The following is a 17,893-nucleotide window of genomic DNA, read 5'->3' on the forward strand; positions in this document are numbered from 1 at the left end:
CATGGAAGGCAATATTTAATTAGCAAAAACCCGCAACACCTCTTGGGTGATGGCGGGTTTACAAGCGCTTGTATCGGCAACTAAAAATCAGGCTCAGCGCTTAAAAGGTATAGGTAACACCCAGCACCGCTACCGGGAAAAGTGGGAACTTATCGATATCGTCTTCGAGGCTTTGCTCTTCAGCACGAATGTCATCGCGTAACTGCGGGTTGAGCGCTTCAAAGTTACGGCTAGTACTCAAAGACACATCCACATTGGTAGCCACAACGCCGAACTCAGAGAAGAACGAGAACCCGCTCTGGTGAGAGCTGCGCCATCCAAGCCCTACATACGGCTGAGTGCCATCCGAAACGGTCGCAGTCCCCACGACCGAACCGATCTCAGCGGCAGTATAAGTACGATCATTGAATTCGTAAGTGGTGTCGTTATCCGGAGTGCCGACCACGTTCGCTTCGATATCCGGCATCATGATGCCTGCCGATAAAAAGAAGCTGCCGCCAAGCGGAAAATAATCCAATTTGACGCTAGACGCTTTCATTTCAAAGTCAGCGTCGTAGTTCACATCATCTTCATCAAAGTCAGTATCGTAATCCAAACCATCGGTATAACGTGCTGTTACCGCTAGGTTTTCATGGAAACGCCAAGAGGCATCGGCGCCAAAACCCGTGGTACCCGCAATAGCGGAAACGGAAACCTTTTTTTCGTACGCGAAGCTAGTCCCCGCGAGCATCGTCAACGTGACAGCGCTTACGGCCAATGCGAGTGTATTTTTCGTATTTAGCATCGTTTTCATTATCCCTTGAAATTTATTCGGCTGTTCTTGTACGGAGACCTCACCATACAGCGTTTCCTGCGACTGATGCGCCGCCCCAGGCATGAGTCCGAACCAACAAATTCTACTTAATCATGCATCAAACATGTGTAGAAAATTGCTAATCCCGCCATCTGAGACTACTGAGATTCCTAATCCAGTACAACCTACGTTGACACTGTAATTAAGTAGCTTTAAAGGCACTGATGACGCTGCGCTTGCACTGCCTATAGCAAGCAGCCGTTATGAAGTTGATCAATATTGCCTGGCGCGTACCGAGAAACAGCCCCACAGCACCGCAAGCAAAAAGGCGTACATCATTACCCCACTGTTATGGGTTAAGAATGCCTGCGAAAAACCGAAATCGATAAAAGCCACGGGAAGGAGCACGCCCGCCACCGCAAGCGAGCGCAATTCAAGGTTGGTGGCAGCAATGTGCCGTGCAAAAAGCCGCATTGGAACGAGATAAAGGGCTAACAACGCCGCTAAGCCCACCACGCCACGCTTGGCAAAAGCATCGATGAACTCGTTATGGGCATGGCTATAATGGGTCGCGATCGGATCGATCACCCCATTATTCGCCAGCACTTGGATGCCTGTCTGATAGCCATTTTCGCCCCACCCAAAAAGCGGCTTTTCGACTATCAAGTGATAGGCACCCTTCCACATCTCAAAACGCGCCCCAAGGGAAGTCGCAGAGGTTTCCCCCGATACGTAGAGCGCCACATCATTAAAAGCCTCTTGCACCCGTAGCTGAACGCCGGTTTGTGGCAGGAAATAGACCATTAGCCCACCGAGCACCACTGCTAGCAGCGCGCTTATGTTCAAGTGGCTCGGCAATTGGTGACCATAGCCCCGATAAAGCACCAGCAGTACGAAGGGCAAGCCAATCCAGCCGCCTCGGCTACCTGAAAACAGTGAGCCGAGCATGCCTGCCACGGCCCCTACCAATAGCAAAGCGACCCAGCCCGTTCGGTGCGGTCGCACCATTGCCCAACCTAACCCAGCCAAACAGAGGATCCCTAGCAGCATGCTCAAGTTGCCGAATTGAATAATGCTGGTATACCCGGAAGCACGCCAGGCTCCCTCAACCAGCTTCTGCCAGCTAGCCCAGCCTCCTGCCCCGATAGCCCCAAGGACCAAACCGCTCCACAGCCAACCCAAACGGGGTGGGTAAGCCATTACTAACAGCATGGCGGGCACGGCCAATAAAAAACGTATGGGCTCATCGAACCCACGGGTGCCTTGGCCATCCCACCACGCGGCCAGCATGCCAATGAAGGCGTAAGCCATTAACGCCGCCATCACCAGATAATCCTGGCGCTTCAACCCAAGCACAGGTTGGGTAAATAGTAAGAGAGCACTGCCCTGCAGCAGCATGACCGCCCCTAGTGAATACCCACTCGGCACGATCAATGCGATAGCGCCCAGTAGAAATACCGCCAGGCTGGTATAAGCACGCATTACCACCGGAAGGTGAAAGGAAGAGGCAGTGGGTAGGCTGGGCATTGCTGATCCGTCAACTAAATAAGGTGTAAAAACAAAAAAGGTCGGCGCAAAGGCCGACCACTCTAGCACAAAGATTTTAATTTGAAGGCTTATGCCATCGCTAGTAAGCTTTATCCGGCAGCTCAAGCAATACTCCCCAGTTGGGGGCATCAATAGGCGTTGGGATTTACAAACCCCTTAAAGACTGTCAGCCCAATGATGCGTAAATCCAACCACAACGACCAATTATCGATATACCAAAGGTCATACTCTACTCGTCGCTCCATCTTCTCTAACGTATCGGTTTCACCACGTAAACCATTGACCTGGGCCCAGCCGGTAATGCCTGGCTTAACTTTATGGCGCCGCATGTAAGATTCCACCAACTCTTTATAGTGCTCATTGTGCGCTAAGGCATGTGGGCGAGGGCCGACAATGGACATTCGCCCCTGGAGAACGTTATAGAATTGTGGCAATTCATCCAGCGATGTGCGGCGGAGGAAAGCACCCAGCTTTGTCACTCGTGGGTCTCCTTGCGTGGCTTGAGTGACTGTACCGCTATCTTCCTGGTGCACTTCCATGGAACGAAACTTATAGACCTTAAACTCTCTGCCATTAGCCCCTGTGCGATACTGCTTGAACAGCACAGGTCCTGGAGAAGTAATTTTTATAGCAATAGCAATGCCAACACATACGGGCAAAATTAGCAGGCTTATAAGCCCTCCAACGAGTATGTCTTCCAACCGCTTGACCACCTGCGCCATACCGTTCATAGGGGTCACACTAAGATCAATAGCGTAATGTCCTGCGACTTCGCTCATTCGATGGTTAAGCAAATGCATATCCCTGAATTCGGGGATAAAACGGACTTCTGCCGTTTGGTTACGCAGTGCAAAAAATAATGAACGCACAATACTGCCCATTTCCAGGGGCACACAAATCCATACTTCACGAGCATCAGAAGCAGCCACCCGACGAGATAAACGTTCAAGACACGCATCATCAGGTGATTGCGATAGTCGCTCCACACCAGCAATGGAATAGCCCTCGCCTGGAGAAGCCCGCATACCGCGGGCCACATTGATTAGATGATGAGCAGGGCCAACCAGGAACACCGAGCGACGCGCCCTACCCTTCAAGCGCGCCTGTCGAAGCACAAGCTGCACTGATACCCTGGCTCCACCCGCCATGATAAAAGACAAAAGAAGTGAAACACCGACCCAAAGCCTGGAATAACGATTAGCAGCGTGGGCAAAGTAGATGATGGAGGTGGCCATAATACCGACAATTAGCCAAACGACGCACAGCCTAGCGATCAAGGTAGATATACGAGTAACCCGCCAACGCGCATAAGCACCCAGCAGGCCATTTAGCATCAAAATGAGTAGCGAAATAATGGCGACAGCAAGAACGTAGCGCTCATGTAAATGAAAATGACCGAACCGCCACCAGTGTGAAAGTAAGCTTCCAGATATAACAGCGAGCAAATCGACTACTGGTACTATTAACTGGGCCGGATACCGCTCTGTTAGCCCCTTAGTCTTTCCTGACATGGTTAAATCCGTTATTTGCTCTAATTGAGATATTACTATTCATGTAGCGAGATACATTGATACAGGTTGAAATGATCAATTATTACTTCGTGAGTGTAACTCTTTGAGTACATCACGCAGCTCAAGTTGCCAATCCGCTGGCTGAATGCCATGTACCCGCTTCAGTCGGCTAGAGTCTAACACCGACCAAGCAGGGCGCTTCGCTGGGGTAGGAAAGTCAGCAGTACCAATGGCATTCAATAGGGGGTGTCGCTCCAACAAACCCAGCTCATGGGCAATAGCAAAGATGCTTTTAGCGAATTCATGCCACGTGCACGAAGGCAAGCCCGCATAGTGATAGAGCCCCCACTGCAGGGCACCCTTATCATAGTACTGCTCTACTAGCGCCCATAAGGCCCGGGCGATACTAGCGGCAGAGGTGGGGCAACCATGCTGATCGGACACAATAGACAACTTCTCACGTTCCCGACCCAGCCGCAGCATCGTCTTGACAAAATTGTTGCCATGAACACCAAATACCCAGCTAGTTCGCATGATGAGGTGGTTAGCGCAGGTCTCTGCCAGCACCTTCTCTCCCGCCAATTTGCTGGCTCCGTACACGCCGCTGGGCGCGGGTGTATCTTCCTCGCAGTATGCTGTCTCGGCATCACCGGCAAATACGTAGTCAGTAGAGATATGCAGCAAAGGAATTTTACGCTGCGCTGCCACCGTTGCGAGGTTCGCCACTCCATCTTGGTTAACGGCATATGCAAGCTCCGGCTCGGCCTCGGCCTTATCGACAGCCGTGTATGCCGCTGCATTGATAATCAGCGCAGGCGTCTCACGATCAACGGCCTCTTCAACGGCTGACTTATCAGTAATATCGAGCTCGGCTGATCCGAACCCTGTTACCGTAAAGCCTTCGGGCACCAGCCGCAGGAGTTCATAACCTACCTGCCCCGTTGCCCCTGTTACCAGCACATGCATGGTTATCCTTCCCCGTTCAGCAAGTGGCGCAGCGTCGGTAACTTCTGGTCTTTTTCGGATAACTTAGGCGCCGCGATCGGCCAAGGAATGGAAACGTCAGGGTCGTTCCATAAAAGCCCAGTCTCATCGTCAGGATAATAAAAATCAGTACACTTGTACTGAAAGTCCGCCTCATCACTTAACACACAAAACCCATGGGCATAGCCCGGCGGAATCCATAGCTGGCAGTGATTTTCGTCGCTGAGCTCTACGCCTACATACTGCCCACAGGTCGGAGATGCAGGGTCGATATCGACGGCTACATCATACACAGCCCCACGGCTAACGCTAACCAGCTTGCCCTGGGGACGACTACGCTGAAGGTGCAGGCCGCGAAGTACACCGCGCTGGGAACGGGAGTGGTTATCCTGCACGAATGGCAGGCCGATACCTACCTCGCGATAGCGCTCGGTCTGAAAGGTTTCAAGGAAGAATCCGCGGTGATCGCCGAACACCGTGGGCTCAATGATTAGCACACCAGGCAAGACAGTTTCAGTAATTTTCACTGTGCTGCCTCCGTAGCCAATAGCCGCTGGAGATATTGGCCATAGCCTGTCTTGCTCAACGCTTTGGCTTGCCGGGAAAGCTGCTGAGCTGATAGCCACCCTTGCCGCCAAGCAATTTCTTCCAAACAGGCAACTTTTAGCCCCTGGCGATGCTCAATGGTCTGCACATACTGCGAGGCCTCCAGCAGGCTATCGTGGGTGCCGGTATCCAACCAAGCAAAACCACGGCCTAAGCGCTCTACGCGCAAATCACCACGCTCAAGGTAGGCATTGTTCACGCTGGTAATTTCCAGCTCACCGCGCTCGGAGGGAGTCACTGCCTTGGCAATTTCGATCACGTCGTTATCGTAGAAGTACAATCCAGTCACTGCATAGGAGGATTTCGGCTGCGTCGGCTTCTCTTCTATGGAAACCGCAGTGCCTTGATCATCGAACTCCACCACGCCGAAGCGTTCAGGGTCAGTCACCCAGTAGCCGAAGACAGTCGCACCGCTTTCCATAGTTGCAGCCCGTTTCAACTGATCGGAGAAGTGCTGACCATGAAAAATGTTATCACCCAGCACAAGGCAAACAGAGTCGTTCCCGATAAACTCTTCTCCAATAATGAACGCCTGCGCTAGCCCGTCTGGAGAAGGCTGTTCCGCGTAGCTTAGTGCGATACCGAAATCAGAACCGTCACCCAACAACTTGCGAAAATTAGGCAAATCCTCGGGTGTCGAGATGAGCAAGACCTCACGAATCCCTGTCAGCATCAATACAGAGAGCGGATAGTAGACCATCGGCTTATCGTAGATGGGCAGCAGCTGCTTGGAAACGCCTTTAGTAATCGGATGAAGACGCGTGCCGGAACCACCGGCCAAAATAATCCCTTTCATAAAACACCTTCACTGAAATCTCATGGATTTTGATCGTTCTGCGCAGGTACGCTGCTTTTACCCAAACGCCCCAAACGGTAATCCCCACTCAATACTCGTTGCCACCATGCAGGATTGTCCAGGTACCACTGCACCGTTTTACGGATACCAGATTCAAAGGATTCCTGTGGCACCCAACCCAGCTCACGCTGGATTTTACCGGCATCAATGGCATAACGCACATCATGGCCAGGGCGGTCTTTCACGAAGGTAATTAAGTCTTCATAACGTTCCACACCCGCAGGCTTTTCAGCGGATGCTAACTCTTCCAGCAGAGCACAGAGGGTTCTGACAACATTGATGTTCTTTTTCTCATTGTGACCACCGATGTTGTAGGTCTCACCCACCTGCCCTTCGTTTGCCACCTTGACCAGCGCACGGGCATGGTCTTCAACAAACAGCCAATCGCGTATCTGGGCACCATCGCCATACACCGGTAGCGGTTTACCCGCTAGGGCGTTGAGGATCATGTGCGGAATCAATTTTTCAGGAAAATGGAAAGGGCCATAGTTGTTGGAGCAGTTGGTGATCAGTGTGGGCAGACCATAAGTGCGATGCCAGGCACGAACCAAGTGATCAGAACTGGCTTTCGAGGCTGAATAGGGTGAACTGGGTGCATAGGGAGTGGTTTCGGTAAACAGATCATCCGTTCCTTCCAGATCACCGTAAACCTCATCGGTAGAGATGTGATGAAAACGAAACGCTGAACGTCCATCATCATCTAATGATGCCCAGTAACGGCGGGCTGCTTCCAGCAACGAATAAGTACCAACAATATTAGTTTCGATAAAGTCCGCAGGACCATCAATCGAGCGGTCCACATGGCTCTCTGCGGCCAGGTGCATTACATGGGTAGGTTTGAAGGCAGCAAACACTTGATCAAGCGCCGCTGAGTCACAGATATCAACCTGATAAAAATGGTAGCGAGGCGAATCACTGACTGAGGCCAAGGACTCCAGATTGCCGGCATAGGTGAGTTTATCGACATTGGCCACTTCAGCCTGAGTGTGCTGTATCAAATGACGTAGTACAGCCGACCCAATAAAACCGGCACCGCCGCTCAAGAGAATTCTCATAGAGCCCCTACTTGTTCAATGTTGATGGATACCAATCCTGCAAGAGTTGCTCGTACTCCTGCAATACTTGCGGCCAAGTAAAACGTTCATGAAAGCGCGCTTTGCTGGCCTCCTTCATAGCTAGTTGCCTGGATGTATCATTTAGCAGTTGATCGAATAGGCCTTCACAGGCCGCTTCATTCTCGAAATAAGCTGCGCCCTCACCCGCCACCCAGCGATTAAAGTGGTTATCGTGGGCGATCACGGCACAACCCGCGCCCAACGCTTCCACTAGTGACGGGTTGGTGCCCCCTACGCGATGACCGTGTAGATAAAATCGTGCATAAAACCGCAGTGCTTGAACAACAGGGGCTTCATAAATCGCGCCTGGAAAAATTACTTCTTCCGAAGCTGCATCCATTACCGCTCTATGAAAGGCATTACCTTGTGGGGTGAAATTTCCCAGTACAACCAGTTTGTGATGACGCACCTTACAGCTAAAAGAACGCACCATTTCAAGAAAGGAGTTTTCAGGCTCAGGCCGAGCAATGATCACTGAATAATCGTTGGGTGACAATGCATAAGGCTCTAGCAAAGCGGCATCCGCTGACAACACCTCATCCCCTCCATAGGGGATCATTGTCACTTTTTCAGCCCTTACGCGTGTCGCCAGATGATCCTTAATCTTAGGGTGATCGGCGACCAAATGATTACCTATCCAGCAACCCGCCCGTTCGTTTAGCCAGAACCAGGTTTTGGCCACCAGCCCCCACTTGTCCCGCCGCCATTCAATGCCATCCATATTGATGACATTGGTCTGTCCATTCAAACGTTGCATTAGGTTGAAGCAAGCGGTGTTGTAGCCTAGTGTGAGGAATAGTCCTTGCTGCTTTAAAGCATGGCACGTGGCTTTCCAATCAAAGATTATAGTACCGGCAGCTCCTTCCCGACTAACAGGAATGTGGATGCGTGTAACCCCTTGCCATTCAGTTTCGTAAACATCGCCACTGCCTTGTTCTTGGCAGTAAACGGTAATGTCCCACCCCCTTTCTACAAGATAGAGAGAAAGTTTTTCAGCAAAGGTTTCAAATCCGCCATGCTTAGCTGGTAAACCTCTAATTCCCAGAATAGAAATTTTATAATCATACATTTGAATTTACACTTTTTCTAATTGAACAAGTAAGTGTTAGGGAAAACCAAAAAACCAACATTGCAAACTGATGTTTCCAAGTTAAAGCATTTACAAAGCTCGCCATGAAGAAAAATATCAACAAACTAAAATATAGCAAATTAACTTTAACTTTATATTTTTCATTTTTTAAATACTGAAAAATTGGTTTAAAGTAAACAGTTAAGTAAAAAAATAGGCCAAACACACCATACGAAACAGCGTAATGAAGAATGTCATTATGTGGATCTAACAGACCGACATATGGAATACCATAGTCTAGCTTCAAATAACTCCACATCCCTGGGCCAGCGCCTAACAAATAATAGTCTAAATACATATAGTAAGTTTTATACCAAGTAAAAAGACGTGTAATCAGAGAGGAAGTTTCAGCAGTACGATATAAGTTAGCATCCTCATTCCCTGAAACTATATCTGCAACACCTATGCTTAATGATATTCCAAAACTGCTGTACATATAAAAAAAAATGAGAGCCCCGGCAGTCATTAATGCAGCAACAAATAAAAGGCCTTTGCTAAATTTATCAAAAAATAGAAATACGCTACTTGCTATTATAAAAAACAAAACCGAAGATCTAGTGCCAGACATTATCATCACACACAAGAAAAGCAAAACAATTACGAACCAAGCAATTCTAGCCAAACCTTTTGTTTCTTTTAAAAAAAATATAGCAACTATAGACGCAGCTGCCATCAGATGCCCTAAATAGTTAACGCCAAAATTACCGCTTGCTAGCCTGTCAGGCACTGCATTGATATAGCTAAATACGAAAGCTTCTACTGTCGTCACCACACAACCAAAAACTAGTCCAAGCAAAAAATTACGCTGATAATTAAGCGGATTAGCAAAAAGAAAAAGTGCAGTCAATAAAATGAAATACCGTAGCTGAAAACCTCCCATTAACGACACCAAGTATTCTTCACCACCTAAACTTAAATAAAAAGTAATAAAATAAGCACAAAAAACTGCAAAAATAACCAAAAGATCGTGCTGTACTCTTTTAAAAAAAGACGCAAATCTCACAAGTCCGCATAACAAAAAAATATCAATATGGGTGAATAAAGAAAAAAATGGATTAATGTATGCTTCCCCCATTCTTATGGATGGAAAAAAAGCATTCACTGCATTGGGAATAGAAAAAACAGAAAAAGGAAGGATAAACCAAAAAAATCTTTCTGAGATAAACGAAAGCATCAAAAGACAGAAAAAAAACAATAAAGAACCAATTTCTATTAATCCAATACCCCCATTTTGACTCGCAGCAAGATCACCAGCACCACTAATAAAAAGATAAACAAAAAAACCTAAAACACATGTAAAAATAAAAACTGAGATTGCTATATTAAGGAATTCGAAGCTGTATCTTTCCTCCACGTTGTCATTCATTATACATTAACCCTCGCTGATTTTCTTTTAACTACATAGCCACTGAAATGAGAAATCTAGATACAACTCTCAACAAATGAAAACCTTTGCTTTAAAAGCCACAAGCATTAAACACTAGATTTAATTAACCAAGACATAAAGCAATTATCATATCCAACTTACAACAACACTCACCCTCTTAACTCAGATATATTAATTCGAAATTTTACCCACTCCCTCAATATTAAACCTTCCTAAAAAGTCGGACATTTTCTCCTCTCCTAAGTTAGAAAGAACCATGTGCGAATCTGAAACACAGCAATAACATCTAGTATCTGTATACCTACATGCAATGTTAATCAAAGCCGTACTAGTAAATCCACAGACAACTCCCACATTTAAGTTCTCGACTATATTTTCAGCTACTCCTTTCTGAGTTTCAGCAGGGAGAAGCTCAAAATTATCAGGCATGTTAGTTGTTGAAAAATTTCCCGCTACGTAATCGTGATGTAGCTTTACGAATACTTTTTTATAATTTTTAAGGAACTTATACAACTCTTCCCTTAACCTACCTCCCTCAACTTCACCATATAATGCCTCTACGTTCTGATCTACAAATAGCGCGATGCTGTAGTCAATATTTAACAAGCTTTTATGATCTGCATCAATTTTTATTACTTTATTAAACCTTTCCGGAAGATAAAGCATTTCTGGGTGTTGAAAATATCCTCGAGAGATTGGCCTTTCTTGGCAACCAGACAAATGCCCTTCAATAGATCTAAATTTATATAAAAGACACAACCCTATCAACTTCCTTTTCTCAGACCTTTTTTTAAAACCGCCGCTCAAACGAACATCTATATAGTTCAATAGCCCATCTTCATATAAAGATATGGCTGAAACTCTATCAGAATAAAAGAAATAATTTGAAAGGAGCTGTTCAGGATGAGGAAGCAAGATGGATACGCTTTTTTTATCTGAAAACAAAAAAACGCGCATTATAAAAAATTTCAATACCATCATGACTTTACTAATAGCACTTACTATTTTTCCATTATTCAGCTCAGACTTAAAGTTAATTATATTAAACTCTGGATACTCCTCTTGTAAATTAACCCTTGAAAGCAAATCTTCATGATATTTAGTATAGGAAAAAACCAACAAATATTTTTTCAAACTTACTACCCCAAATCTGAAACTATTGAGCTTAATAAGAATTCTGTGAACAAAAAATCTCTCTTGTCGTCTATATCTTGCGAAAATCTTTTTTCCATTAATAAAGAACTGCAGGGCGAAACAAAAAAAGATTCTTTTTGGCGAAACTTATTAGTGGCGACTAAGTAAACTGCACCATTCAATCTATAGTATTGAGGAAGATCTTGACTTCTTTTACCTACAATTTCTGGCCTTATAAAATCATCCATACTACCATTTTCTGGTAATGTATTTGACCACAACGGTGAATGATCCATTTCACAGACAGAAACCACACTTGCCACCCCGCAATCATCCATTCTTTTTACTGCGTCGCGGATATCTTCAGCTCGGCGAAGCGGTGAGGTTGGTTGAAGAAGCATGACACGCTTGGCCACTATACCTTGTTCTGCCAACGCATCGAGAGCGTGAAGTACAGCATCGACACTCGTCGCCGTATCACTGGATAAGTCATCGGGGCGGCGAATGGCCATGACCTGATGCTGCTCTGCGATAGTCAGCACTTCCTCATCGTCAGAAGTGACGACGATGAGTTCGATTACACCAGACTCCTTGGCTGCATCTAATGTCCATTGGATAAGTGGCTTACCTGCAAGCGGTAGTACATTTTTACGAGGTAATCGTTTACTGCCACCTCGCGCCGGGACAATAGCCACGATATCGACTGTTTTAAATACTTTTGTCATCCTTTGGTCATGCCTCCCACTTCCGTTTGGGCACGGTCAAAATCATCCATACGACCGATATCCAGCCAGTATTCATGGATGGGAAACATATTTACCGCTCTATTGTCTGCTATCTCGCTCTCGAGCAGGGTTGGCATATCAACACGAGTACCAGGCGCCACACTGCGAACAAGCGCTGGCTCCAACAAATAGATGCCAGCATTGATAAAGAAACGCTGTGTGGGCTTTTCGACTATCGAGCGTATGCAATGTCCTTCGCTTTCGATGACCCCGTAAGGCACCTGATAGTCATATTCACGCACGCACATAGTGGCGCTGCCGGGATGCTCCCGGTGAAAATCCAGCAGACTCAACACGTTCAATGAGGTCAAAAGATCGCCATTCATCATGAACATCGGTTTATCGATTTCGTCATGGGGCAAGAGGCCCAAGGCACCACCGGTACCCAGCGGCTCTTCTTCGTGAATGTAACGGATACTGACTCCCCACTGGCGACCATCCCCAAAGTAACTGCGTATTAGCTCGGGCATATAATGGGTAGAGATGAAAAAACGATGGAATCCCGCCTGTATAAAATTGTTTAGGATGAGTTCCAGAATAGGCTTGTCACCCACTTTGAGCATGGGTTTAGGACAGTCATTGGTTAACGGTCTCAGGCGCTTCCCGAATCCGCCCGCCATCAGGAAAACGGGATTATCATAACGAGGCTTGTTTAGCAGGTCATGAAGGCTTTCGAGGCCGATGACCCGTCCCTGAACGTCAAGAATCGGTAACTGCAGCAGTTGCCGCTCTTCCATCGTGGAGAGCATACGCTCCTTGCTCCACTCACGGGTGGCCGTATGCGGACGCGGATTCATTACCTCCTCGACTGCTACGACAAGAGACTGGTGGCGAATTAACGCTCTTCTGACATCACCATCAGTTAAGGTACCAAGCAATTGGCCTTCAGCATCAATCACCAAGACAATCCGCAGAGCAGCTTTATCCAGAACCTGGATAGCTTGCTCCAGCGAGGTTCCCGGTGCCACTACGGCGGCTTCCCAATGTTTCATGAAGTCTTACTCCCCATATTAAGATCGACAGGGGGCCTGGGTGGCTGGCCTGTCAGCTGATAATGAGCCGGAAGTTCGGAAAGCACCGTGGTGCCAGCCCCGACGACAGCGCCCTGACCAAGCTTGACGCCCTGAATAATCACTGCCCCAGGACCGATATGGCATTCATTAGCCACCCAAGCATCCCCGGATAGCACCGCACCCGGGGCAATGTGTACATGGTGGCCAATACGACCGTCATGATCGATGCGAGCCCCAGTATTAAGAATGACGCTATCACCAAGTTGGGTATCGGCCTGCACGATGACTCCTGCCATGACTTGTACACCCTGCCCCAGCTTGACACCGGATCCGAGCACCGCGCTGGGGTGAATCAGGGTGGTAAAGCAATACCCTTGACGAGTGTACTGATCGTGGAGGCGGCGGCGCAAAGAGTTTCCGGGCAGGCTACCAATACCATTGGCAAGCTCAATTCTATGAGGGTGATACTGCTCAATCGCAGTATCGTTTCCCAGTACTGGCACACCTCGCCATTGTTGAATACCTTTATCGGCAAGCCCAGGATCACAAACGCCTAAAACCTGTCGATTAAGGATTTGGAGTAGATCGAGCACGACCTTAGCATGCCCGCCAGCGCCGAGCAGAATAACCGGCGCCTGCTTCATAACGCATCCCCGGCTTGAAAGTCTCTTGCGGCTACCTGCCCGAGGCGGTCCCAGTAGGCCATGGCCAAATCACCATGGCCCGCACGAGCCGTGGTGACATTGTCTTTAGTAAAAAGCTCACCCTCGCGGATAGATGTTGCGGCAACAAGGTTCTGCCGAGCAGCCTGACGGGTATCCCACTCACTCGCTTGGGGCGCTTTCTGTCTATCGCCGAGGGCTTCAGCAATGGCGCGTATATCCCGCACCATGCAGGAAAGTTCGTCCGGCTCTAGGGATGATTTATGATCAGGGCCGGGCAGTTGGCGATCAAGAGTGAAGTGTTTTTCAATAATCGTAGCGCCACGTGCCACTGCAGCCACCGGAATCAGCGTTCCTTGAGTATGGTCGGAATAGCCCACCTGCAGTTGGAAAACCTCGGCCAACAAGTCCATGGCTTTAAGATTGACCTCATGCATCGGCGTAGGGTATTGCGAAGTGCAGTGAAGTAGGCTCACTTTTCCTACTAGAGTGGCACGTGCCTCAGGTTCGCTCCAGCACTGCCATACCTCTTTAAGCGAACCAGGGGGGCGCTCATGAGTCAATGCATGGCAAACCACCGCCAAACCCTGTTCGACCTCAGAAAGCGTGGCCATGCCGGTGGAAATGACCAACGGTTTACCGGTACGAGCGAAGGCCCACAGCAGGGGGCCGTTTGTAAGCTCACCTGAAGGTACTTTATAAAATGGCAGATCTAGGGTTTCGAGGAATCCTAGGCTTTGTGTATCAAAAGCGGTGGATAGGAACTCGATTCCACGTTGATGCGCATGCGCTTGAAGAGGGGCATGCCACTCGAGCGGCAGTTCCAGCGCTTCAAGCATTTCAAGCTGACTTTGATCGGCCTCGGTCGTCTGTTGCTGATAGGCTGCTTTGGGGGCAGTCAACGCGGCCAGTCGTTTGGCATTAAATGTTTGAAACTTGACGGCATCGGCACCCGCGTCAGCGGCAGCATCAACCAGCGCGAAGGCGCGCTGACGATCGCCGTTATGATTAACCCCGGCTTCGGCGATAATGTAAGTGGCTTGTGTGGTCATCACGGCGCGTCGCTCCTTGGCAGGTCGTGGAAGGACTTTAGAGTATCAAGGGGCTGTGTGATCAATGCATCGACAATCTGCTGGGAGGCGTTGCCTTGGCCATAGGGGTTGCGAGTATGTCGACACTTTTCTCTAAACAAAGGGCTGAGTGCCTCGCGAAGGCTAGCATTCATCGCGTCAACTTCGGCGGCACAGTGCAGCACCGAATCAGCGGCCAAGCGCCCTTCCTGACGCTGCCCAATGTTGATTGTCGGCACACCGAAGCTGGGCACTTCAATCAAACCACTGGAGGAGTTGCCAATCACAGCCTCTGCACCGGCCACAGCCGATAGATAACGCTTGAACCCTAGCGAGGGAATCGCCAGCACCCGATCAGGTTGCCGGGCAGCGTAAGCTTCAAGGAGGGGGATAATCGCACGTCCGCCGTTGTCCGCATTGGGATAGGTAAGAATGACTTTATGGTTGGGCCAGTAGTCAAGTACGTCCAGCAGCGATTGGAAACTTTTGACCGGTGGCTCATCAGCCACTGTCACGGGATGATAGGTTACCAGCAGGTACGGTGAATCCAGTGAAAAGTCTAGACTTTCGGCGAGGTTCTCTCGACTAATGAGCGGTGATCGAGTGAGATGATCAAGCCCTAGGGCGCCGACGTTCAGCACCCGCTCCGGTGCCTCACCCATCTGAATCACTCTTTGACGGTAAGCTGGTGCCGCAACGCAGTGTAAGCTAGCCATCTTGGTAATAGCATGCCGGATGGCGTCATCATAGGCGCCCTCGGTCACTTCCCCGCCGTGTAAATGGACAATGGGAATATTCATCACCAAGGCCGCCTGGGCCAAGACCAGGGCTTCAAAACGATCGCCAAGCACTACCAAAGCATCGGGGGCCAAACGTTCCAAAGCATCGGCGACGCCGATCATCCCCACTCCCATCGACTTGGCGATACCCACTCGACTATCCGAGGAAAGCAACATTTCGATCTTGGCGTCAATGATGAAGCCGTCATCAACCACAGTCTGCCAGGTATTTCCAAATTCTGGGGAGAGATGCATCGCTCCAACCAATACTTGCAGCTCAAGCTCGGAGTGGGCTTGAATATCCTTCATTAGCCAGTACAGCAAGCCATAGTCTGCCCGCGTACCAGTAAACACCGCAATACGTCGCATCAAGCCTCTCCAGCATGGTCAGTACGTATGCTGCTAGGCAGGTTTACCACACGAGCTTCCAGCCATAAGGCGTTAGGTAATTCGCCGCTAGGAGCATTGCTATACATCGGCAATCGATTCATTAGTTGCCAGATCGGTCGCGTCATAATGCCCTGCTCATTGGTCACCTTTAGCAGTTGGTCGCGCTGAGACAGGTCCGAACAAATCACCGCATTGAGCCAGTAGTTGCTGCGGCATCCCTCCGGCTCAGTGAAAAAGGTAAATTCGCTGCCGTCCAGGCAAGCAGCGTAATTGGCCGCAAGCTGGCGCTTATCGGCAATGTAGGCGTCCAATTGTTCTAGCTGAGCACAGCCGAGGGCTGCATTAAGGTTGGGTAGACGATAATTATAGGCCAGCTCATCATGCACATATTCGTAAGTGTGCGGTCGCTTAGCGGTCGTAGTGAGGTGTTTGGCACGCTTGCCTGCCTCTTCATCGCAAAGGATCATACCGCCGCCGCCGGTGGTTATTATTTTATTGCCGTTGAAGCTAAGAGTACCTATATCACCGAAGGTCCCCGTATGCTGGCCACGGTAGGTGCTTCCTAACGATTCAGCAGCATCCTCTACCATGGAAATCCCCCAGTCATGGCATACACGCAGTAAGCCATCAATATCTACTGGATGGCCAAACGTATGCATCGGTAGGCAGGCGCGTATGACGCGGTTATCTTCACGTCGGCGACACTGCCCAGCGTCGTCACGATTAGCATGCTCTGACAGCCAAGCCTCCAGCGCAGTGGGCGATAAGCCCAATGTGTGGCGATCCACGTCGATGAAAATCGGCTCTGCCCCGCAGTAGGCAATGGCATTACAGGTGGCCACGAAAGTCAATGGCTGGGTGATCACATAATCACCCTGTCCTACTCCCACTAGACGAAGCGCAACGTGAAGCGCTGCCGTTCCGTTAACGGTGGCAACCGCCCGTGAGCTACCCGTGTAGGCAGCCATATCCTTCTCAAAACGGTCTACAAAGGCCCCTACGCTGGAAACAAAGGTAGAGTCGATGGTTTCGACCACATAAGCCTTTTCGTTACCACGAAAGACCGGTGCATGTAATGGGACGAAGTCCGTAGTGCGATAGTGATCACGGACGAATTCGACAAGCTGTTCAACGACGGGCATAAAAGTCTCACACGTTGTAGAGATCGGCCTTGTATTTGGCCAAATGGTGAGGCTGGGTGAACCAGCTGATTGTTTCTTGTAGGCCAGCACGAATATCATACTGCGGAGCAAATCCGGTCAATTTATGGATTCGCGTATTATCACCCCATAAGCGAAAGACCTCGGACTTACCTGGGCGCAGACGCTGCTCATCAGTCACGAATTCTACATCGCTGCCCATCAATTCACGGATCATGCTGAGAGTGTCACCCACCGAGATTTCGTAGTTAGAGGCAATATTGACCGTCTGGCCTACAGCGGCATCGCAGTTGGCCAACGCCAAAAAACCTCGGCAAGTATCTTCTACATAATTAAAATCACGGGTTGGCGAAACATCTCCGAGTTTGATCTGCTTCATGCCGCTAGCAATCTGGCTAATGATGGTGGGAATCACCGCCCTAGCCGACTGTCGGGGACCATAAGTATTAAAAGGTCGCGCCACAGTCACCGGCAAACCGAAAGCATTGTAAAAACTCATCGCCATGGCATCCGCAGCGATCTTCGAGGCGCTGTAAGGTGACTGTGGCTGCAGAGGATGATCCTCGTCAATCGGCACATACTGGGCTGTGCCATATACCTCACTTGTCGAAGTGTGAATCACGCGTTTCACATTATTCTCAAGTGCCGCCTGACAGATATTAAGCGTACCTTTGATATTGGTATCCACATAGCTATCAGGTGCAACATAAGAGTACGGGATAGCAATTAGCGCAGCCAAATGGAAGATGACATCTACATCTTTCATAATATGTTTGCAGTAATGTGGATCACGCACATCGCCATTTAGCACTTCTACTTGGTTTAGGCAGTCGATATCCTCAAGCCACCCCCAGTTATTAAAGGAGTTGTATTGGGCCAAGGCTTTAACCTGATAACCTTCACGAACCAACAGCTCGGTCAGATGGGAGCCGATAAAGCCATCAGCGCCCGTAACCAGTACTTTCATCATT

General features: G+C 48.9%; 17 protein-coding genes. All 17 read right to left on the reverse strand.

The features are described 5' to 3' along the window. Window positions 1-100: 100 nt before the first annotated feature. On the reverse strand, window positions 101-784 hold the full coding sequence (locus ACUN8H_RS01420) for a hypothetical protein (protein ID WP_445530413.1): 684 nt from the start codon (window positions 782-784) through the stop codon (window positions 101-103). A gap of 282 nt (window positions 785-1,066) precedes the next feature. Then, window positions 1,067-2,320, reverse strand: a complete 1,254-nt coding sequence (locus ACUN8H_RS01425) for an O-antigen ligase family protein (protein ID WP_445530414.1) — start codon at window positions 2,318-2,320, stop codon at window positions 1,067-1,069. Between the two features lie 149 nt (window positions 2,321-2,469). Continuing rightward, window positions 2,470-3,852: an undecaprenyl-phosphate glucose phosphotransferase gene (locus ACUN8H_RS01430; RefSeq protein ID WP_445530415.1), complete on the reverse strand. Its 1,383-nt coding sequence runs from the start codon at window positions 3,850-3,852 to the stop codon at window positions 2,470-2,472. 75 nt (window positions 3,853-3,927) lie between these two features. Next, window positions 3,928-4,818, reverse strand: a complete 891-nt coding sequence (gene rfbD, locus ACUN8H_RS01435; protein ID WP_445530416.1) for a dTDP-4-dehydrorhamnose reductase — start codon at window positions 4,816-4,818, stop codon at window positions 3,928-3,930. Between the two features lie 2 nt (window positions 4,819-4,820). Next, window positions 4,821-5,363 (reverse strand): dTDP-4-dehydrorhamnose 3,5-epimerase, encoded by a 543-nt coding sequence (gene rfbC, locus ACUN8H_RS01440; RefSeq protein ID WP_445530417.1) that lies wholly within the window; start codon window positions 5,361-5,363, stop codon window positions 4,821-4,823. Further along, entirely contained in the window at window positions 5,360-6,238 is an 879-nt protein-coding gene (rfbA, locus tag ACUN8H_RS01445) for a glucose-1-phosphate thymidylyltransferase RfbA (protein ID WP_445530418.1), read from the reverse strand. Before rfbA ends, rfbC begins: the two co-directional genes overlap by 4 nt. A gap of 20 nt (window positions 6,239-6,258) precedes the next feature. After that, window positions 6,259-7,353 carry a dTDP-glucose 4,6-dehydratase gene (gene rfbB / locus ACUN8H_RS01450; RefSeq protein WP_445530419.1) on the reverse strand — a complete coding sequence of 365 codons (1,095 nt, stop codon included), beginning with the start codon at window positions 7,351-7,353 and terminating at the stop codon, window positions 6,259-6,261. 7 nt (window positions 7,354-7,360) lie between these two features. Next, a complete protein-coding gene (locus ACUN8H_RS01455) occupies window positions 7,361-8,482 on the reverse strand; it encodes a DUF1972 domain-containing protein (protein ID WP_445530420.1) in 1,122 nt (373 codons plus the stop codon). Beyond that, entirely contained in the window at window positions 8,475-9,908 is a 1,434-nt protein-coding gene (locus tag ACUN8H_RS01460; RefSeq protein ID WP_445530421.1) for an O-antigen ligase family protein, read from the reverse strand. The genes ACUN8H_RS01455 and ACUN8H_RS01460 overlap by 8 nt, the downstream gene beginning before the upstream one ends. Before the next feature lie 192 nt (window positions 9,909-10,100). Beyond that, complete coding sequence (locus tag ACUN8H_RS01465; RefSeq protein WP_445530422.1) at window positions 10,101-11,063, reverse strand: polysialyltransferase family glycosyltransferase; 963 nt, start codon at window positions 11,061-11,063, stop codon at window positions 10,101-10,103. Between the two features lie 5 nt (window positions 11,064-11,068). Continuing rightward, window positions 11,069-11,788, reverse strand: coding sequence for an acylneuraminate cytidylyltransferase family protein (locus ACUN8H_RS01470; protein WP_445530423.1), 720 nt, complete (start codon window positions 11,786-11,788; stop codon window positions 11,069-11,071). After that, window positions 11,785-12,840, reverse strand: a complete 1,056-nt coding sequence (locus tag ACUN8H_RS01475) for a nucleotidyltransferase family protein (RefSeq protein WP_445530424.1) — start codon at window positions 12,838-12,840, stop codon at window positions 11,785-11,787. Before ACUN8H_RS01475 ends, ACUN8H_RS01470 begins: the two co-directional genes overlap by 4 nt. Continuing rightward, the gene (locus tag ACUN8H_RS01480; protein ID WP_445530425.1) at window positions 12,837-13,505 is read right to left on the reverse strand and encodes an acetyltransferase; all 669 of its coding nucleotides are present in this window, start codon (window positions 13,503-13,505) and stop codon (window positions 12,837-12,839) included. Before ACUN8H_RS01480 ends, ACUN8H_RS01475 begins: the two co-directional genes overlap by 4 nt. Beyond that, on the reverse strand, window positions 13,502-14,575 hold the full coding sequence (gene neuB, locus ACUN8H_RS01485; protein ID WP_445531068.1) for an N-acetylneuraminate synthase: 1,074 nt from the start codon (window positions 14,573-14,575) through the stop codon (window positions 13,502-13,504). The genes ACUN8H_RS01480 and neuB overlap by 4 nt, the downstream gene beginning before the upstream one ends. After that, complete coding sequence (gene neuC / locus ACUN8H_RS01490) at window positions 14,575-15,741, reverse strand: UDP-N-acetylglucosamine 2-epimerase (RefSeq protein ID WP_445530426.1); 1,167 nt, start codon at window positions 15,739-15,741, stop codon at window positions 14,575-14,577. The genes neuB and neuC overlap by 1 nt, the downstream gene beginning before the upstream one ends. After that, a complete protein-coding gene (locus ACUN8H_RS01495) occupies window positions 15,741-16,904 on the reverse strand; it encodes a LegC family aminotransferase (protein ID WP_445530427.1) in 1,164 nt (387 codons plus the stop codon). Before ACUN8H_RS01495 ends, neuC begins: the two co-directional genes overlap by 1 nt. 7 nt (window positions 16,905-16,911) lie before the next feature. Then, window positions 16,912-17,892 (reverse strand): NAD-dependent 4,6-dehydratase LegB, encoded by a 981-nt coding sequence (locus ACUN8H_RS01500; RefSeq protein WP_445530428.1) that lies wholly within the window; start codon window positions 17,890-17,892, stop codon window positions 16,912-16,914. Window position 17,893: the final 1 nt, after the last annotated feature.

This window comes from Vreelandella sp. V005, assembly GCF_052645115.1.